General features: G+C 69.9%; 17 protein-coding genes and 1 tRNA gene. 2 read left to right on the top strand and 16 right to left on the bottom strand.

What is annotated here, in order from left to right:
• Window positions 1–13 precede the first annotated feature (13 nt).
• The gene (locus LTL01_RS11565) at window positions 14–652 is read left to right on the top strand and encodes an MBL fold metallo-hydrolase (RefSeq protein ID WP_236968674.1); all 639 of its coding nucleotides are present in this window, start codon (window positions 14–16) and stop codon (window positions 650–652) included.
• A 69-nt stretch (window positions 653–721) separates the two neighbouring features.
• Here LTL01_RS11565 and LTL01_RS11560 read toward each other — a convergent pair whose 3' ends face one another.
• The 11 genes from LTL01_RS11560 to LTL01_RS11510 all read right to left on the bottom strand — a co-directional run bounded on the left by LTL01_RS11560 (window position 722) and on the right by LTL01_RS11510 (window position 12484).
• On the bottom strand, window positions 722–991 hold the full coding sequence (locus LTL01_RS11560) for an HPr family phosphocarrier protein (protein ID WP_236968673.1): 270 nt from the start codon (window positions 989–991) through the stop codon (window positions 722–724).
• 33 nt (window positions 992–1024) lie between these two features.
• Window positions 1025–3097 (bottom strand): PTS fructose transporter subunit IIABC, encoded by a 2073-nt coding sequence (locus LTL01_RS11555; RefSeq protein WP_236968672.1) that lies wholly within the window; start codon window positions 3095–3097, stop codon window positions 1025–1027.
• A gap of 36 nt (window positions 3098–3133) precedes the next feature.
• Window positions 3134–4081, bottom strand: a complete 948-nt coding sequence (locus LTL01_RS11550; protein ID WP_236968671.1) for a 1-phosphofructokinase family hexose kinase — start codon at window positions 4079–4081, stop codon at window positions 3134–3136.
• Window positions 4078–4863, bottom strand: coding sequence for a DeoR/GlpR family DNA-binding transcription regulator (locus LTL01_RS11545; RefSeq protein WP_053548361.1), 786 nt, complete (start codon window positions 4861–4863; stop codon window positions 4078–4080). The genes LTL01_RS11550 and LTL01_RS11545 overlap by 4 nt, the downstream gene beginning before the upstream one ends.
• Before the next feature lie 148 nt (window positions 4864–5011).
• Window positions 5012–5083: transfer RNA gene (locus tag LTL01_RS11540), tRNA-Gln, on the bottom strand.
• Window positions 5084–5166: 83 nt separating this feature from the next.
• On the bottom strand, window positions 5167–6675 hold the full coding sequence (gltX, locus tag LTL01_RS11535; protein ID WP_236968670.1) for a glutamate--tRNA ligase: 1509 nt from the start codon (window positions 6673–6675) through the stop codon (window positions 5167–5169).
• Window positions 6676–6686: 11 nt separating this feature from the next.
• On the bottom strand, window positions 6687–7955 hold the full coding sequence (locus LTL01_RS11530) for an MFS transporter (protein WP_053548362.1): 1269 nt from the start codon (window positions 7953–7955) through the stop codon (window positions 6687–6689).
• Window positions 7952–8728 carry a fumarylacetoacetate hydrolase family protein gene (locus tag LTL01_RS11525; protein WP_236968748.1) on the bottom strand — a complete coding sequence of 259 codons (777 nt, stop codon included), beginning with the start codon at window positions 8726–8728 and terminating at the stop codon, window positions 7952–7954. The genes LTL01_RS11530 and LTL01_RS11525 overlap by 4 nt, the downstream gene beginning before the upstream one ends.
• A 7-nt stretch (window positions 8729–8735) precedes the next feature.
• A complete protein-coding gene (locus tag LTL01_RS11520) occupies window positions 8736–9842 on the bottom strand; it encodes a branched-chain amino acid aminotransferase (protein ID WP_053548363.1) in 1107 nt (368 codons plus the stop codon).
• Between the two features lie 47 nt (window positions 9843–9889).
• The gene (locus LTL01_RS11515) at window positions 9890–10942 is read right to left on the bottom strand and encodes a 3-isopropylmalate dehydrogenase (RefSeq protein WP_053548364.1); all 1053 of its coding nucleotides are present in this window, start codon (window positions 10940–10942) and stop codon (window positions 9890–9892) included.
• Between the two features lie 9 nt (window positions 10943–10951).
• Window positions 10952–12484, bottom strand: a complete 1533-nt coding sequence (locus LTL01_RS11510) for an MFS transporter (protein ID WP_236968669.1) — start codon at window positions 12482–12484, stop codon at window positions 10952–10954.
• A 75-nt stretch (window positions 12485–12559) separates the two neighbouring features.
• Between LTL01_RS11510 and LTL01_RS11505 the strand changes: the two genes are divergently transcribed.
• The gene (locus tag LTL01_RS11505) at window positions 12560–13141 is read left to right on the top strand and encodes a TetR/AcrR family transcriptional regulator (RefSeq protein WP_053548366.1); all 582 of its coding nucleotides are present in this window, start codon (window positions 12560–12562) and stop codon (window positions 13139–13141) included.
• Here the strand turns inward: LTL01_RS11505 and serA are convergent.
• The 5 genes from serA to ilvN form a co-directional block, all read right to left on the bottom strand.
• On the bottom strand, window positions 13128–14732 hold the full coding sequence (gene serA, locus LTL01_RS11500; protein ID WP_236968668.1) for a phosphoglycerate dehydrogenase: 1605 nt from the start codon (window positions 14730–14732) through the stop codon (window positions 13128–13130). The two genes, LTL01_RS11505 and serA, sit on opposite strands and share 14 nt — an antisense overlap.
• A 126-nt stretch (window positions 14733–14858) precedes the next feature.
• Window positions 14859–15221, bottom strand: coding sequence for a bacitracin resistance protein (locus LTL01_RS11495; RefSeq protein ID WP_236968667.1), 363 nt, complete (start codon window positions 15219–15221; stop codon window positions 14859–14861).
• Window positions 15221–15697: a DNA polymerase III subunit gamma/tau gene (locus tag LTL01_RS11490; protein WP_236968666.1), complete on the bottom strand. Its 477-nt coding sequence runs from the start codon at window positions 15695–15697 to the stop codon at window positions 15221–15223. Before LTL01_RS11490 ends, LTL01_RS11495 begins: the two co-directional genes overlap by 1 nt.
• A gap of 96 nt (window positions 15698–15793) precedes the next feature.
• The gene (gene ilvC / locus LTL01_RS11485; RefSeq protein WP_236968665.1) at window positions 15794–16819 is read right to left on the bottom strand and encodes a ketol-acid reductoisomerase; all 1026 of its coding nucleotides are present in this window, start codon (window positions 16817–16819) and stop codon (window positions 15794–15796) included.
• Between the two features lie 82 nt (window positions 16820–16901).
• Window positions 16902–17411 carry an acetolactate synthase small subunit gene (gene ilvN, locus LTL01_RS11480; protein ID WP_053548371.1) on the bottom strand — a complete coding sequence of 170 codons (510 nt, stop codon included), beginning with the start codon at window positions 17409–17411 and terminating at the stop codon, window positions 16902–16904.

The raw sequence follows: 17411 nt of genomic DNA, 5'->3' as shown, positions 1-17411 counted from the left end.
GTTGACTCGAGACATGCGAGTGACAAAGTTCGAACACGCCACGCTGGTGCTCCGCGAGGCCGGCAAGACCCTCGTGATCGATCCCGGATCGTTCACCTCTCCCCTGGACGATCTGGGTGATCTGGTCGGTGTCGTCATCACCCACGAGCACGCCGACCACTGGTCGGCGGAGCATCTGACGCGACTGCGCGACCAGGATCGCGACGTCCCGATCTACGGGCCGCCCGGGGTGGTCGCCGCGGCTGCGGGCTTCGACGTCGTGCCGGTGCATCCCGACGACCGGCTCGACCTCGCTCCGTTCGACCTCCGCTTCTTCGGAGGTCGCCACGCCGTCATCCACTCCTCGATCCCGGTGGTCGACAACGTCGGCGTCCTGGTGAACGAGCGCTTCTACTACCCGGGCGATTCCTACGCCGTTCCCCACGGCGTCTCCGTCGACGTGCTCGCCGCACCGGTCGGGGCACCCTGGCTGAAGATCGGTGAGGCGATCGATTTCGTCCTCGACGTCGCTCCCCGTCGCGCGTTCGCGACGCACGACATGACGCTGTCGGCGGCGGGCCTGGAGATGGGACGGGCGCGGTTGCGCTGGGCGGTCGAGCAGGATGGCGGCTCGTTCGCCGCCCTCGAGCCCGGAGACTCCCTCGACCTCTGACGCGCGGACCGCGAAAGGACGGGGACGGATGCCGCACGGCATCCGTCCCCGTCCTTCTCCGCGGTGGTCCTACTCGGCGTCGAGATCGGTCTCCAACAGCGCGACGAGCTCATCGAGCGCCTGCTCGGCACCCTCGCCCTCCGCCTTGAGGGTCACGACCGTGCCCTGAGCCGCCCCGAGTCCCATCAGCGACAGGATGCTCCCGGCGTTGAGATCGGCGCCGCCCTCGACCGCGATGGTGACGGGAACCGGCTTCTCCTGCACGGCCTGGACGAAGAGCTTCGCCGGTCGAGCGTGCAGCCCTGAGCTGCTGGCGATGGTGGCCTGGCGTTCTGCCATGATTTCTCCTTCGAGATGGGTGATGGTCGGGGGTCAGACGGCGACCGCGGCCTGCATGGGAGCCTCGGCCTGCATGAGTTCTTTGCGGCCGACCCACTTCTTGAGGGCGACGACGACGAGGGCGGACACGACGGTACCGGCCACGAGCGCGATCAGGAAGCCCCAGATCGGGTTGATCGCGAAGAACACGAAGATGCCACCGTGCGGGGCGAGGGACTGGACTCCGAAGACCATAGTCAGCGCGCCGGTGACCGCACCCCCGACCATGGACGCAGGGATGACCCGGAGCGGATCGGCAGCGGCGAACGGGATGGCCCCTTCGCTGATGAACGACGCGCCGAGCAGCCACGCGGCCTTGCCGTTCTCCCGTTCGACGGGGGTGAACAGGTCGCGTGCCAGCAGCGTCGACGCCAACGCCATCGCCAGCGGCGGCACCATTCCCGCGGCCATCACCGCGGCCATGATGAGGTACGGCGTGGGGTTCTCGGCGGAGCCCGCGGCGAGACCCGCCACGGCGAAGGCGTACGCCACCTTGTTGATCGGGCCCCCGAGGTCGAAGCACATCATGAGGCCGAGGATCACACCCACCAGAACGATGCCGGAGGTGCCGGCAAGGTCGGTCAGCCACACGTTCAGCGCATCCATGAGGGTGGCGATGGGGCGCCCGAGGAAGAGGATCATGAGCCCCGACGCCACGATCGAGGCGACCAGCGGGATGATCACCACCGGCATGAGACCGCGCAACCAGCGCGGCACGTCGAGGCGCCCGATGGCGGCGGCGACGAAACCGGCGAGCAGACCGCCGATGATGCCGCCGATGAAGCCGGCATCCATCAGGACGGCCACCGCACCCGCGACGAAGCCCGGGGCGATGCCGGGGCGGTCCGCGATCGCGAAGGCGATGTAGCCCGCCAGCGCCGATACGAGGAAGCCCATCGATGTCGCGCCGATCATGAACATGACCGAGCCGAGGTACTGTCCGAGTGGCCCGAACTGCGACGTGATGTCCTCTGTCGGGAGGTCCCAGAGCGAGTTCTGCGTGATGACGTCGGCGGCGTTCGCGGTGACCTCGTACCCGCCGAGGGCGAAGCCGAGCGCGATCAGCAGGCCGCCGCCGGCGACGAACGGGATCATGTAACTCACGCCGGTGAGGAGGATCCGCTGGATGCGCGCGCCCCAGCCGATGTTCGCATCGGATGCCGACGCGGAGGTCGCGGCGGCCGCTGCGGCGTTCACCCGCGGGGCCGACGGATTCTTCGCGGCAGCGACCGCCTCGGCGATGAGCGCCGACGGCTGTTCGATACCGCGCTTCACCCCGGAACGGACGACGGGCTTCCCCGCGAAACGCTGGAGCTCACGCACGTCCACATCGGTGGCGAAGATGACCGCGTCGGCGTCATCGATCACGCTCTGCGGAAGAGCCTGGTACCCGCTGGAGCCCTGCGGCTCCACGGTGAGGTCCACCCCGGAGGACTTCCCCGACGCGGTGAGCGCGTCCGCGGCCATGAAGGTGTGGGCGATCCCGGTCGCGCAGGAGGTCACGGCGACGATGCGCGCGGGACGACCATCGATCAGGACGGTGTCGTCGGCAGCGGGAGCGGCCGACGACGTCGGCGCGTCGACGGGCGCGGAGGCGGCGGCGTCGGGCGCGCCCTCCTCGCCGATCGCCCGGCGGACGATCGCGACGACGTCCTCGTCGGTGACCGCGGCCCTGAGGCCAGCGGTGAAGTCGTCCTGCATGAGGCTGCGGGCGAGCTTCGACAGGACCGCGAGGTGAGCCTCGGCGGCACCCGCTGGCGCGGCGATGAGGAAGACGAGGTCTGCGGGCCCGTCGGCGGCGCCGAAATCGACCCCCGGGGCGAGCCGCGCGAAGGCCAGAGAGGCCTCCGACACGGCGGCGCTCTTCGCGTGCGGGATCGCGATTCCGCCCGGGAGGCCGGTCTCGTCCTTCTGCTCGCGCGCCCACGCGTCGGCGAAGAGGCCTTCGGCGTCGGTGGCGCGGCCCTGCGCGACGACGCGTTCGGCGAGAGCCCGGATGACCGCGGCTTTGTCGGCGCCGAGGTCGACGTCCAGGCTCACAAGGCCTGGAGTGATGGTCTGGGACACGGTGACCTCCAATGGTCGGATGTGGTGAAAGGGGTGTCAGGGAAGTGCGGTGACGACGACATCGCCGCGCGGGAGATCCGTCGGGCGCGGCGCCTGCGTGCCGGGGAGCGCTGCCGCGGCGGCGCCGTAGAGGATCGACGAGCGAAGCTTCTCGGCGGGGACGGCGCCGGCGTGATCCGCCAGGAGGTAGCCCGCCAGGGAGCTGTCGCCCGCGCCGACCGTGCTCACCACATCGATGCGGGGCGGGCGGCCGAACCACTCCCCTTCGGCGGTGACGAGGACCGCGCCCTCCCCGCCGAGGGTGATCAGCGCCGCGCCGATCTTGGCGGACCCGACGAGTCTGCGGGCCGCATCGGCGACGCCGGCGACGAGGGTGTCCGGCGAGGCCGCGTGCCCGGTGAGATCGGCCAATTCCTCGTCGTTGGGCTTGATCAGATCGGGTCGGGCGCGGTCCACCACCGCGCTGAGAGCGGCCCCGGACGTGTCGACGGCGATCCGCGGCGCGTCGTCGCCGAGGGCTCGACGGACCGCCTCGATGACCCGCACGTAGAAGTCGTCCCCGGCTCCCGGAGGCAGGGACCCGGCCAGAACCAGCCACCGGGCTCCGCGCGATGCCTCCACGACCGCGGCGATGACCGCGTCCGCCTCCGACACCGACAGCGTCGCGCCGGGGAGGTTCAGCTTCGTCGTGATCCCCTCGGGATCGGTGATCGTGAGGTTCGCGCGGGCGCGGCCGGCGATCGGGACGCGCACGGCGTCGATCCCCGTGGCACCGAGGGCACTGTCGAACGGGTCGTCATCGGCGAGCGGGAGCACGGCGCGCACGGCCACACCCGCCCCGAAGATCACGCGAGCGACGTTGATCCCCTTGCCACCGGCATCCTCCCGCCCAGGGTGAGCCGGCTGGACCTCGCCCGGCCGAAGGGGCGCGTCCACCACGATCGTTCGATCCAGGGACGGGTTCGCGGTCAGGGTGACGATCATGCGAGCCAGACCTCCACGTCCGCGGCGGCGAGGGCATCGGACAGCTCCGCGTCGAGCGGGGCATCAGTGACGAGGACATCGATGTCGGCGATGTCGGCGAAGGAGACCAAGGACTCGACGCCCATCTTGTCGGCGTCGGCGAGGACGATGACGCGGCGAGCGGCACGGACGATCGCGGTCTTGACCGCGGCCTCCGCAGGATCGGGGGTGCTCAAGCCGAATCCTGCCGTGATGCCGTTCGTGCCGATGAAGGCGAGATCGGGACGCAGCGACCGGAGGGCGTCGACCGTGGAGGGGCCGACCGCCGCGGCGGTGATCCCGCGGACCTGGCCGCCGAGGACCGTGAGATCGATCCCCGGAACCGTCGACAGCGCGTGCGCGACGGGGACGGCGTGTGTCACGGCGTCGATCTGCGCCCCGGTGCCGGCGACACGGTCGCCCATGAGGCGGGCGACGGCAGCGGCGGTGGACCCGGCGTCGAACAGGACCGAGCCGCGCCACCCGCGCGTGATGACCTCGAGCGCACGCCGTGCTATGGCGTCCTTCGCGCCGGAATTGACGCTCGTCCGCTCGGCGATCGAGACCTCCGTGGTGCTGCCACCCCGGGAGGGCACCGCGCCCCCGTGCACCCGTCGCAGGACGCCCTGTTCCTCCATCGCGTCGAGGTCGCGACGGATCGTCTCCGTCGTGACTCCCAGGTCTCGTGCCAAGTCGACGACGGACACGCGACCGCGATCCGTCAGGCTCCGGGTGATGTGAGCGTGTCGCTCCGTCGCGTACATGGTCCGTCCTCAGCGTCAAGGTGCCCTCACGCTACAACAGAAACCAAAGCAAAACAAGAAGAACCAACAAATACCCACACGAGCAGGCGTGCGCGGAAAAGCAAGAAGCCCGGCTCTCCGCTGAGCGGATGCCGGGCTATCTGTCTTGCTGGGGTACCTGGACTCGAACCAAGAACAACTGAACCAGAATCAGCCGTGTTGCCAATTACACCATACCCCAAGGGGGTTCCGACCGAAGTCGTACCGAGGGTCGAGTCTATCCCACGGCGGACCACCGGACAAACCGGTCGGAACCCGGGCGGGTCACCGGTTCACGAACCCGGTGAGACGCCGCAGGGTCGCGTCCTTGCCGAGAAGCTCCAGCGATTCGAACAGCGGCGGAGAGATCCGTCGACCGCTGACGGCGACCCGCAAAGGCCCGTACGCGATCCGCGGCTTCAGACCGAGTCCGTCGATCAGCGCCGACACGAGCGCCTCCTGGATCGCGACGGCCGTGAACTCGGACGCCGGAAGCTCCTCGAGGGCTGCCACGGAGGCGACGATCACCTCATCCGCGTTCGCGGGCAGCGAGGCGATCGCGTCGTCCTCGTACGACACGGAATCCGTGAAGAGGAAGCCGAGAAGGCCCGGGGCGTCACCCAGAAGGGGCAGCCGTTCCTGGATGAGGGGCGCGGCCGCGCGCAGGAGTCGCGCCTGCTCACCCGTCGGAGGCGCATCGACGACCCCCGCGCCCTGAAGGTACGGGACGATGCGATCCGCGAAGACCTCGGGCGGCAGCATCCGGATGTGGTCCCCGTTGATGGCCTCGGCCTTCTTCTGGTCGAAACGGGCGGGGTTCGGATTCACGTCCCGGATGTCGAATGCCGCCGTGAGCTCCTCGAGGGAGAACACGTCCCGGTCCGGCGCGATGGACCACCCGAGGAGGGCGAGGTAGTTCAGCAGGCCTTCGGGGATGAAACCCCGCTCCCGCTGAAGGAAGAGATCGGCCTTCGGGTCGCGCTTGGAGAGCTTCTTGTTCCCGGTGTCGCCCAGGACGAGGGGCATATGGGCGAAGCGAGGGATGAAGGAGGTCACGCCGGCCTCGACGAGGGCTCGATAGAGCGCGAGCTGACGCGCAGTGGACGGCATGAGATCCTCGCCGCGGATGACGTGGGTGATCCCCATCAGCGCATCGTCGACGGGGTTGACGAAGGGATAGAGCGGGACACCGCCCGCGCGGACCAGGACGAAGTCCGGGAAGGACCCCGCCGGAAACGTCACCTCACCGCGGATGAGATCGACGTAGGTGAGGTCTTCGTCCGGCACACGCAGGCGCCAGGCGGGCTGACGGCCCTCCGCGCGGTACGCGGCGCGCTGCTCCTCGGTCAGATCCCGGTCGAAGTTGTCGTAGCCGAGCTGCTTCGCGCGGCCGTTCGCCTCGTTGCGCGCGTCGATCTCCTCCGCGGTCGAGTAGCTCTCGTACACCGCACCCGCATCCACGAGCTTCTGCAGCACCTCACGGTAGATCTCGTGACGCTGCGACTGACGATAGGGCGCGTGCGGCCCTCCGACCTCGACCCCCTCATCCCAGTCGATGTTCAGCCACCGCAGGGCTTCGAGGAGCTGCTGGTAGCTCTCCTCGCTGTCACGGGCCGCGTCGGTGTCCTCGATCCGGAACACGAGCTTCCCACCGTGGTGGCGGGCGTAGGCCCAGTTGAACAGCACGGTGCGGATGAGGCCGACATGCGGGAGACCCGTCGGCGAGGGGCAGAACCGCACACGGATATCGGCTCCGGTGGCGGTGGTGGTTCGGGGATCGGCTGAGGCAGACATCGCGTGCAATTCTAGGTGCCCGCTCCGGACCGACCCCTCACCCGTCCGACACGATCGGCACGGACGAGGACCGCGAGGACGGCCGTCGCGACGACGGCCAGTCCGACGACGAGCGCGAGCCCGCCGTAGCCGATCGCGGACAGGACGATCCCGGACCCGATCGCGCCGAGCGCGCCGACGAAGCTCATCGAGAAGTCGCTGATGCCCTGGCGGCGCGTGCGCTGATCCTCCGCCGAGGCCTCGGTGAGCAGCGCCGCCCCGGCCACCGTCGCTGCGCTCCAGCCCAGGCCGAGCAGCACGAGGGCCACCGTCACCGCCGCGGTGGACTCCGCCCCGAGGGAGGCGACCACGAGCGAAGTGGCGAGGATGCCCTGTCCGAGGAGGATCGTCCGCAGCCGCCCCCAACGGTCGGCGAGGATGCCGAAGAGCGGCGCCGCCGCGTACATCCCGGCGATGTGCAGGCTCAGGGTCAGGCCGACGATCACCAGATCCGCGCCGTGGTGCAGCAGATGCACGGGCGTCATCGCCATCACCGAGACCATGACCACGTGCGAGGCGGCGACCGCGAAGATCGCGTATCGCGCGAGGGCCCGACGATCGGGACCCGCGATGGTGCGCCCGGGGCCCCTCGTCGCGGCCGCGTCCAGCCGCATCGCGAGCGCAAGCGGGTCGGGACGGAGGGCGGAGAGGTAGAGGACGATCGCGAGCACCTGCGCCACGACGGTGAACACGTACGCACCGGTGAGAGGCGGCATGCCGAGCGCCGCGCCCACCGTCTCCCCCGGGCCGGCGAGGTTCGGTCCGAGCACCGCCCCCACCGTGGTCGCCCACACGACCAGGGACAGATCGCGTCCTCGGGTGGCGTCGGTGGCGAGATCCGCGGCGGCGAATCGCGACTGCAGGTTCGCGGCCTGGCCCGCTCCGATGAGGAGGAACGCCGCGAGGAGGAACGGAAACGACCCGACCGACGCGGCGACGATGACACCGACCACCCCGGCGAGGGCACCCGCGGTGCCCGTCGTCAAGGACACGCGTCGGCCCGCCCGCCGTGCTAGGGCGGCGAGCGGGATGGCGACGGCGGCTGTCCCCAGCGTCACCGCCGCGGTGGCCAGACCGGACAGAGCGTCGTCGCCAGAGACGTCCGCGGCGAGGACGGCTCCGAGGGAGAGCGTGGCCCCGAACGCCACACCGCCGAGCACCTGACCGGCGCCGAGCACCGCCACGGTGCGCCGTTGGATGCGGGCGCGCTCGGTGTCGGAGATCGGCGACGACGCGGTCACACCGGTGACGACGCGCGCACGGTGTTGCGGAGGATGCCCAGCCCTTCGACATCCACTTCCACGATGTCACCCGCGGCGAGCGGACCGACGCCCGCCGGGGTGCCGGTCAGGATGACGTCGCCGGGCAGAAGGGTGAACGCCGCGGAAGCGTAGGCGATGACGTCGGCGAGCGGGAAGATCACTTCGCTGACCGGTCCGTTCTGACGTTCTTCGCCGTTGACGCGGGTGCGGACGCGTGCCGACCCGGTGGGGTCGAAATCCGTCTCGATCGCGGGCCCGAGCGGACAGAACGTGTCGAACCCCTTCGCCCGCGCCCACTGCCCGTCGCTGCGCTGCAGATCGCGCGCGGTGACGTCGTTGGCGGCGGTGTATCCGAAGACGTAGTCGAGGGCGTCATCGGCCGACACGTTCTTGGCGATCCGCCCGATGACGGCCGCGACCTCGCCCTCGAAGTCCACTCGCTCGGACTGCGGCGGCAGGACGATGGCATCCCCCGGGCCGATGACCGAGGTGTTCGGCTTGAAGAACAGCAGCGGTTCGGCCGGAACGTCGTTCCCGAGTTCGCTGGCGTGGTCGCGGTAGTTGCGGCCGACGCACACGACCTTCGAGCGGGGGATCACCGGGGCGAGGAGCGCCACATCCGCGAGCGGCACCCGCTCCCCCGTGGTGTCGAACCCCGCGAAGAGAGGATCAGCGGCGAGGACCACGAGGTCCCCGTCGTCGAGGATGCCGTAGCGGATGGCGTCGTTGTGACTGAAGCGGACGATCTTCACGGCGACCTCACGCGTCCAGGCGGGTGAGCCAGCCGTGGACATCCTCGCGGCGTCCGTACTGGATGTCCGTCAGCTCCTCGCGGAGCGACAGCGCGAGGGATCCGCTCGGCTGCTCGTCGAGGAAATCGCGACCCTTCAGCATGCCGATGGGCGTGACGACGGCCGCCGTCCCGCAGGCGAACACCTCGACGATGTCTCCGGAGGCCACGCCGTCGCGCCACTCGGCGAGGGAGACCGCCCGGCCCTCGACACGGTGTCCGCGGTCGCGCGCGAGCTGCAGGATCGAGTCACGGGTGATGCCTTCGAGGATCGACGGCGACTGCGGGGTCACCAGCGTGCCGTCCTTGCGCACGAACACGACGTTCATACCCCCGAGCTCCTCGACGTTGCCGTCCGCGTCGAGGAAGACGACCTGGTCGCACTCGTTCTCATACGCCTCGGACTGCGGGAGGAGGCTCGCGGCGTAGTTGCCGCCGGTCTTCGCCGCCCCCGTCCCGCCCTTTCCGGCGCGGGCGTAGTCCTCGCTCAGCCAGATCGAGACGGGTTGGACACCGCCCTTGAAGTACGCGCCCGCGGGCGAGGCGATGACGTAATAGCCCACCTTGTGCGCCGGACGGACGCCGAGGAACGCCTCCTTGGCGAACATGAACGGACGGAGGTACAGGCTCTGGTCGGGGCCGGACGGCACCCAGTCCCCGTCGACGGCGATCAGCTCGCGCAGCGACTGGATGAAGTACGGGACGGGGAGTTCGGGGAGCGCCAGCCGGCGGGCGGAACGCTGCAGTCGCCGCCCGTTCTGGTCGGGGCGGAAGGTGTGGATCGAGCCGTCCGCGTGACGGTAGGCCTTGATGCCCTCGAAGATCTCCTGCCCGTAGTGCAGGACGGCCGCCGCCGGGTCGAGCGCCAGCGGGCCGTAGGGCTGCACGCGCGGACGGTGCCACCCACCGGTGACCGACCAGCAGATGTCGATCATGTGGTCTGTGAAGCGCGTGCCGAAGCCAGGATTGGCCAGCACCTCCTCTCGCGCCTCAGCAGAGGCGGCGTTGAGGTTGCGCGAGACGCTGAAGTCCAGCGGCGGCAGTCCGGTGTCGGTGTCGGTGTCGATGAGGGTCATTTCACGTCCTGGGTGTCGGGTCTTCGGCGGCGTCGACTGTGCTCAGATTACGCCCGGAGGCGGGCGGCGATCGCGTCGCCGATCTCGGAGGTGGACCGGGCCCCTCCGCTCCGCGCGGCGATGTCCTCCTCGACCGCCCGGGTGACGCGGGATGCGTCCTCGACGAAGCCGAGGTGCTCCAGCAGGAGGGCGGTGGAGAGGATCGCCGCCGTGGGGTCGGCGATGCCCTGACCGGCGATGTCCGGCGCCGAGCCGTGAACGGGCTCGAACATCGACGGGAACGTGCCGTCGGGGTTGATGTTGCCCGAAGCGGCGAGGCCGATGCCACCGGTGACGGCGCCGGCCAGGTCCGTGAGGATGTCGCCGAAGAGGTTGTCGGTGACGATCACGTCGAAACGAGCAGGGTGGGTGACCAGGAAGATCGTGGCCGCGTCGACGTGCAGGTAGTCTACGGCGACCTCGGGGAACTCCGCGCCCACCGTGTCGACGATCCGCTTCCAGATCCCGCCGGCATGGACGAGGACATTGGTCTTGTGCACGAGCGTCAGGCGCTTACGGCGACGCTGCGCCTGCGCGAAGGCGAAGCGCACCACGCGCTCGACCCCGAACGCGGTGTTCACGGACGTCTCGTTCGCGACCTCCTGCGGCGTCCCCCTGCGGATCGTTCCGCCGTTCCCGACGTAGGGCCCCTCGGTGCCCTCGCGGACGACGACGAAGTCGATCTCTCCGGGGTCCGCGAGGGGGCCGGGCACGCCCGGATACAGTCGCGACGGACGCAGGTTCACGTAGTGGTCGAGCTCGAATCGCAGCTTCAGGAGCAGGCCGCGCTCGATGTTCGCGTCCTTCAGTCGAGGGTCGCCCGGCACACCCCCCACAGCCCCGAGGAGGATGGCGTCGTGCGCCGCGATCGCCGACAGGTCGGCATCCGTCAGCGTGTCTCCCGTCGCGAGGTAGCGATCGGCGCCGAGGCGGAACGTCGTGCGCTCGAAGCGGACGTCGCTCCCCTCGACCACCGCCTCGAGCACCTTCTCGGCTTCGCTGATGACTTCGGGTCCGATGCCGTCTCCGGGGATGACGGCGAGCTTCACGATGCGGGGCATCCCCCCAGATTACTGGCGCCGCCCCAGCGTCGCCGCGGCGATGACGCCGGCGATCACGACGAGACCCGCGCCGAGGAGTGCCGTGACCGTGACACCGGCGCTGAAGGCGGTGCCGGCGGCGTCGGTCAGCGCTGCAGCCAGCGACGGATCGGCGTTCGCCGCGACCTGCGAGGCGCCCGCAAGGGTCTCTCGCGCCGCCGTCGCGGACTCCCCCGCGATACCGGCGGGAACGACGAGGTTCGCCCGGTAGAGGGCGGTGAGGATGCCGCCCAGCACAGCCGTCCCCAGCACGGCTCCGAGTTCGTACGCCGTCTCCGAGACCGCGCTCGCGGCCCCCGCCTTCGCGGGAGGCGCACTGGCCAGCACGAGCTCGTTGGAGACGGTCTCGGCCGCGCCGATCCCGATGCCCAGCGAGACGAATGCGATCACCAGGAGCAGCAGGCTCCCGCCCTCCCCCATCCGGGAGACGGCGACATAGCCGCCGACCGAGAAGAGGAGGGCGATCGGCACCACGATCCGCGGCGCGACCCGACGGGCGATCGGGACGACCAGGAGTCCGGCGGCGATCATCGCGGCGAGCCCCGGCACCAGCGCGAAACCGGCGTTCATCGGGCTCAGCCCGAGGATCAGCTGAAGGTACTGCGCCGCGAAGAAGAGGAATCCGACCAGGCCGACCACGCTCAGCAGATTGACCAGGAGCGCGCCGCTGAACGTCGGGTTGCGGAAGAGCCGGACGTCGAGCATCGGCTGCGGGCGGCGCAGCTGCCGGCGGACGAACAGGACGCCGAACCCCACTCCCACGGCGAAGAGGATCGGCGCGGCGCTGGCGAGGCCGTAGACCGCCACCTCCTTGATCCCGTAGACGATCGGCACCATCGTGGCCATCGACAGCCCGATGCTGACGGCGTCGATGCGCCCCGGCTTCGGGTCGCGGCTCTCCGGCACCAGGAGGGGTGCGAGGACGAGGAGCGGGATCAGCACCGGCACCGCCATGAGGAAGACCGAACCCCAGCCGAAGTGCTCCAGGAGGATGCCGCCGACGATCGGACCGAGCGCGGCGCCCGCCGAGAACATCGAGGCCCAGATCGCGATGGCGAAACGCCGCTGATCGCGATCCGTGAAGATGCTGCGCAGGAGGGAAAGGGTCGAGGGCATGAGCATCGCGCCGAAGACGCCCATCGCCGCGCGCGCGACGATGAGGAGGCCTGCCGTGGGGGCGAATGCGGCCAGGGCCGAGACGGCGGCGAACCCGGTCGCGCCGATCATCAGCATCCGCCGTCGTCCGAACCGGTCTCCGAGCGTCCCCATCGTCACGAGCAGCCCCGCGAGGACCAACGGGTAGGCGTCGATGATCCACAGCTGCTGGGCGCTCGTGGGTGCGAGGTCGACGGCGATCGCCGGGAGGGCGAAACTCAGCACGGTGTTGTCGACGGACACGAGGAGCACCGGCAGCATGAGGACGACCAGCGCCGCCCAGCCTCGCCACCCGACGCGCTGGGTCTTCTCGGCCCGGATCGCAGCGGTGATCGTCTCGGTACTCATGGTCGCTCCAGTTTCTATACCGTCCAGCCGGTATAGTATCAGGATGCCGGAGATCCCGTCGATACGATCGACAGCATGAGTCGTCCCCCGCTTGCGAAGGAACGCGTCCTCGACGCGTTCGAGGCGATCCTGGTCGACGACGGTGATCGGGCCGCGACGATGGACGCCACCGCACGCGCCGCCGGCGTCTCCAAGGGAGGCCTGCTGTACCACTTCGCATCGAAGGAAGCGTTGGAGGGCGCGCTCCTCGAGCGCCTCCGCATCCTCGTCGCGGAGGATGTCGCCGCGATCGAGGCCGCGGAGGACGGGGCGATCGCCTACTTCCTGCGGTCGTCGATCATGCAGAACGACCCGCTCGACCGGGCGATCCTCGCCGCGTCGCGTCTGGCGCAGGGCGGGAAGGACGCCGCGGGCGACGCCCTCCGCGCCATCCGCGACGAGTGGGCGCGCGTGCTGCGGCCGCACGCGCGCGACGAGACCGCGCTGAATCTCGTGATGCTCGTCAGCGACGGCCTCTACTTCAACAACGCGCTCGCCGGCGGGTCGATCCCCGGGCCGGTCCCCGAAGGGCCGGAGCTCGATGCGCTGATCGCCCTCGTGGAGAAGGCGTCACGCGACGGGGTCGATGCCCCGTCGCCCGCGATCAGTCCTCGGTGATCTCGATCTGACGGAAGAGATCCGCGCCCGTGGCCTCGCGCATCTCGTCGAGGATCTCCTCCGGCACCGACGCGCCGACGGTGAGCACGGACAGCGCGCGACCGGAACCGTCCGGCTGCGCCACCTGGAGCGCCTCGATGTTGATGCCCGCCGCTCCCAGCTTCTGCCCGTAGATGGCGACGATTCCCGGACGATCCGCGTACCGCATCACCACGTGGTGGTGCGCGAGCGCAACCTCGATCTCGTAGTCGTTGATCCCGACCACCTTCGGAATCATGCGCGTACCCGCGAGGGTTCCCGACACCGTGAGGACCGAGCCGTCCGACAGCGTGCCGCGGAGCGTCGTGATGTTCCGGTACAGCGGGCTCTCGGATTCGACGATGAGACGGGTCTCGATGCCACGCTGCTCGGCGAAGAGGGGCGCGTTGACGTAGGACACGGTGTCGCTGACCACGTTGGTGAAGATGCCCTTGAGCGCCGCGAGACGGTAGACGCTCACGTCGTAGGCCGCGAGCTCGCCGCGCACCTCGATGTCCAGGCTCGTCAAGGCCGCCGGCGAGAGCGCCGTGAAGAACTGGCCGAGCTTCTCCACGAGAGCGATGCCGGGGCGGACGAAGGGATCGATGACGCCGCCGGCGACGTTCACCGCATCGGGGACGAGATCGCCCTCGAGGGCGAGCTTCACCGACCGCGCGACCGACACACCGGCCTTCTCCTGCGCCTCGTCGGTGCTCGCACCCAGGTGCGGTGTCGCGACGACGTTGGGGAGGGCGACCAGGCGGGCGGCGACGGAGTCCGCCGCCGGCGGCTCTGCGGTGAAGACGTCCAGACCCGCCGCGGCGATGGTGCCGTCGGTGAGCGCGTCGAACAGCGCCTGCTCGTCGATCAGGCCGCCGCGGGCGACGTTGACGACCGCGGCGGTCGGCTTCATCATGGCCAGCTGCTCGGCGCCGATCATGCCGGTCGTCTCGGGGGTCTTGGGCATGTGCACGGTGATCACGTCGCTCTGACGGAGGACCTCGTCGAACGAGAGGAGCTCGATCTGCAGCTGCTGCGCACGGACCGGAGTGACATAGGGGTCGTAGCCGACGACGCGCACGCCGAAGGCGCGCAGACGCTCGGCGACCAGAGCGCCGATGCGGCCGAGCCCGAAGATGCCGACAGTCTTCTCGAACAGCTCCGTTCCCGTGAACGAGCTGCGCTTCCACTGCCCCGCGGCGAGCGACGCGTGGGCTGCGGGGATGTGACGGGCGATGCTCAGGATGTGGCCGACGGTGAGCTCCGCGGCGGAGATGACGTTGGACGTCGGCGCGTTGACGACCATGACGCCCGCCGTCGTGGCGGCCTTGATGTCGACGTTGTCGAGCCCGACACCGGCGCGGGCGACGACCTTCAGCCCGGGCGCCGCGGCCAGTGCCTCGCCGTCGATCTTCGTCGCCGAGCGCACCAGGACCGCCTGCGCATCCGCGAGGGCGGAGAGGAGCGCGGGCCGATCGGTCCCGTCCACGTGGCGCACGTCGAAATCGGGCCCGAGGGCGTCGATCGTGGCGGGAGAGAGCTCTTCGGCGATGAGGACGACAGGCTTCGTCACAGGTGATTCCTTCGGGGCAGAGCGCGACGGCGCAGGGCGGTGCAGGATGCCGCGCCTGCAGCGGGCGCGCGGCGGGCCGCCAGCAAGCCTAGCGCGGGCTCGCGCCTCGCCCGCACGTGTGACGGATCAGCTGAGGAGTGACGAGGTGTTCAGCGACACGTAGGACAGGATGTTGAGCCAGAACACCGCGACCAGGGCGAGCCCGCCCAGCATGATCAGCGCGAGTTCGTGGGCGCGACGGCGGAAGCCGAGGGTGAACGCGGCGGACCACACCAGGACGGGGAAGAGCGCGGCGAAGAGCCAGACGAACCATCCGAGGGCGTTGAGGCTGAAGCCCGCCTCACTGTAGAACGCCACGGTCTGGATCAGGTTGCCCACCGCGCTCCAGACGGCGTAGGCGAAGAAGAGCCCCGCCATTGCGGCGATGGCGACGATGAGCCACAGGGGGGCGCGGGGCCGCGCCTGCGTCGGCGGTGCGGTTTCGGTCATCACACGGGTCCGATCGTGAGGAACGGCCAGGGAACGAGGATGAGCGCCCCCGCGAGCAGCCAGGCGAACCGCGCCCATCGGGGGGCGGTGCGCGTGAGGAGCATGACCGCGCCGAACCAGATCGCCGGCGCCGCGACGGCGACAGCCGTGCTGACGATGAGCATCGCATCGGGCACGATGCGCTCCTGCAGCCGGAGTCCGCCGAGCAGCCAGCCGATGGCGTAGAGCAGATACACCCCACCCAGAACACCGACGGCTATCAGCGCCGCATTCCCCGCACCGCCGGTCGAAACCTCGTGGTCCGCGCCGGGCGCGGACGGGGACGGCACCTCCGACGGGCCCGTCGTCGCGGCGCTGCCGCGACCGACCGCCGTGTATCCGGGCGGAAGAGCCGGAGCATCCTCCGAGCCGACGTCCAGTGTGGGATCGTCGTCCCCCGACCAGCTCAGGGCGTCGTCATCGGCTCTCGCGTTCACCCGCTCAGCCTAACGCGGCGACGAAGAAGGCTCCCGCCCCTGGATGCGGGGGCGGGAGCCGGAGTCGCCGGACGTGTGCGCCGGACGTGAGAGAGGTCAGCGCGCGGCGCTGCCCTCGGTGTAGTCGGAGTCCTGCTGCTTCCAGGCGAAGAGCGCCCGGAGGTCCTTACCGACCTCCTCGATCGGGTGCTGCGCCGCCTTCGTGCGCAGCTCCTGGAACTCCACCGCACCGTTGTCCTGGTCGCCGATGAAGCGCTCCGCGAATGCTCCCGACTGGATGTCGGCCAGGACCGCCTGCATGTTCTCCTTGACGCGGGGGTCGATTACGCGCGGGCCCGAGACGTAGTCGCCGTACTCGGCGGTGTCCGAGACGCTCCAGCGCTGCTTCGCGATGCCGCCCTCCCACATGAGGTCCACGATCAGCTTCAGCTCGTGCAGCACCTCGAAGTACGCGATCTGCGGCTGGTAGCCCGCCTCGGTCAGGGTCTCGAAGCCGTACTGGACGAGCTGGGAGACGCCACCGCAGAGCACGGCCTGCTCGCCGAACAGGTCGGTCTCGGTCTCCTCGGTGAAGGTGGTCTTGATGACGCCGGCGCGGGTGCCGCCGATCGCCTTGGCGTACGACTTCGCCAGGTCCCACGCGGTGCCGGAAGCGTCCTGCTCGACCGCGATGATGTCGGGGATGCCGCGACCGGCGACGTACTCGCGACGGACGGTGTGCCCGGGGGCCTTGGGGGCGACGAGGATCACGTCCACGCCCTCCGGCGCCTGGATGTACCCGAAGCGGATGTTGAAGCCGTGCGCGAAGGCGAGCGCCTTGCCCGCGGAGAGGTGGGGCTTGATCTCGTCGTTGTAGATCCCGCGCTGGTGCTGGTCCGGCGCGAGGATCATGATGAGGTCCGCCCATGCCGCGGCATCCGAGACCGAGAGGACGCGGAAGCCGTCCTCCTCCGCCTTCGGCGCGGACTTCGAGCCGTCCTTGAGCGCGATGACGACCTCGACACCCGAGTCCCGGAGGTTCTGAGCGTGGGCGTGGCCCTGCGAGCCGTAGCCGACGATCGCGACCTTCTTGCTCTGGATCAGCGCCAGGTCGGCGTCGTCGTCGTAGAAGATTTCAGCCATCTTCGTGATTCTCCTTGTATCGAGAGTTGGTCGTTCGATCGCGCCGCACCCGCCCAACGACCCTGGGGCGAGGCGGCGTGGGTCACCCGCGCAGGACGCGTTCGGTGATGCTTTTGCCGCCGCGGCCGATGGCCAGCAGCCCCGACTGGGCGAGCTCCCTGATGCCGAAGGGTTCGACCGCCCGCAGGAACGCGTCGATCTTCCCCTTGTCGCCCGTCACCTCGACCACGACCGCGTCGGGCGCGTAGTCGACGATGTGAGCGCGGAAGAGGTTCACGACCTCGAGCACGTTGGACCGGTTCGCGTTGTCGGCGCGCACCTTCACGAGCATGTGCTCACGCTGGACGGATGCGGTGGCGTCGAGCTCGACGATCTTGATGACGTTCACGAGCTTGTTCAGCTGCTTCGTCACCTGCTCGAGGGGCAGCTGGTCGACGTCGACCACGACGGTGATCCGAGACAGACCCGGCACCTCGGTCACGCCGACGGCCAGCGACTCGATGTTGAAGCCGCGCCGGGCGAAGAGGCCCGCGACGCGGGTCAGCAGACCGGGCTTGTCCTCCACGAGGAGGCTCAGAACGTGGCTGGGCAT

This window comes from Microbacterium aurantiacum, from assembly GCF_021654035.1.
Lineage (GTDB): Bacteria > Actinomycetota > Actinomycetes > Actinomycetales > Microbacteriaceae > Microbacterium > Microbacterium aurantiacum.
This window is presented reverse-complemented; position numbering and strand designations above follow the sequence as displayed.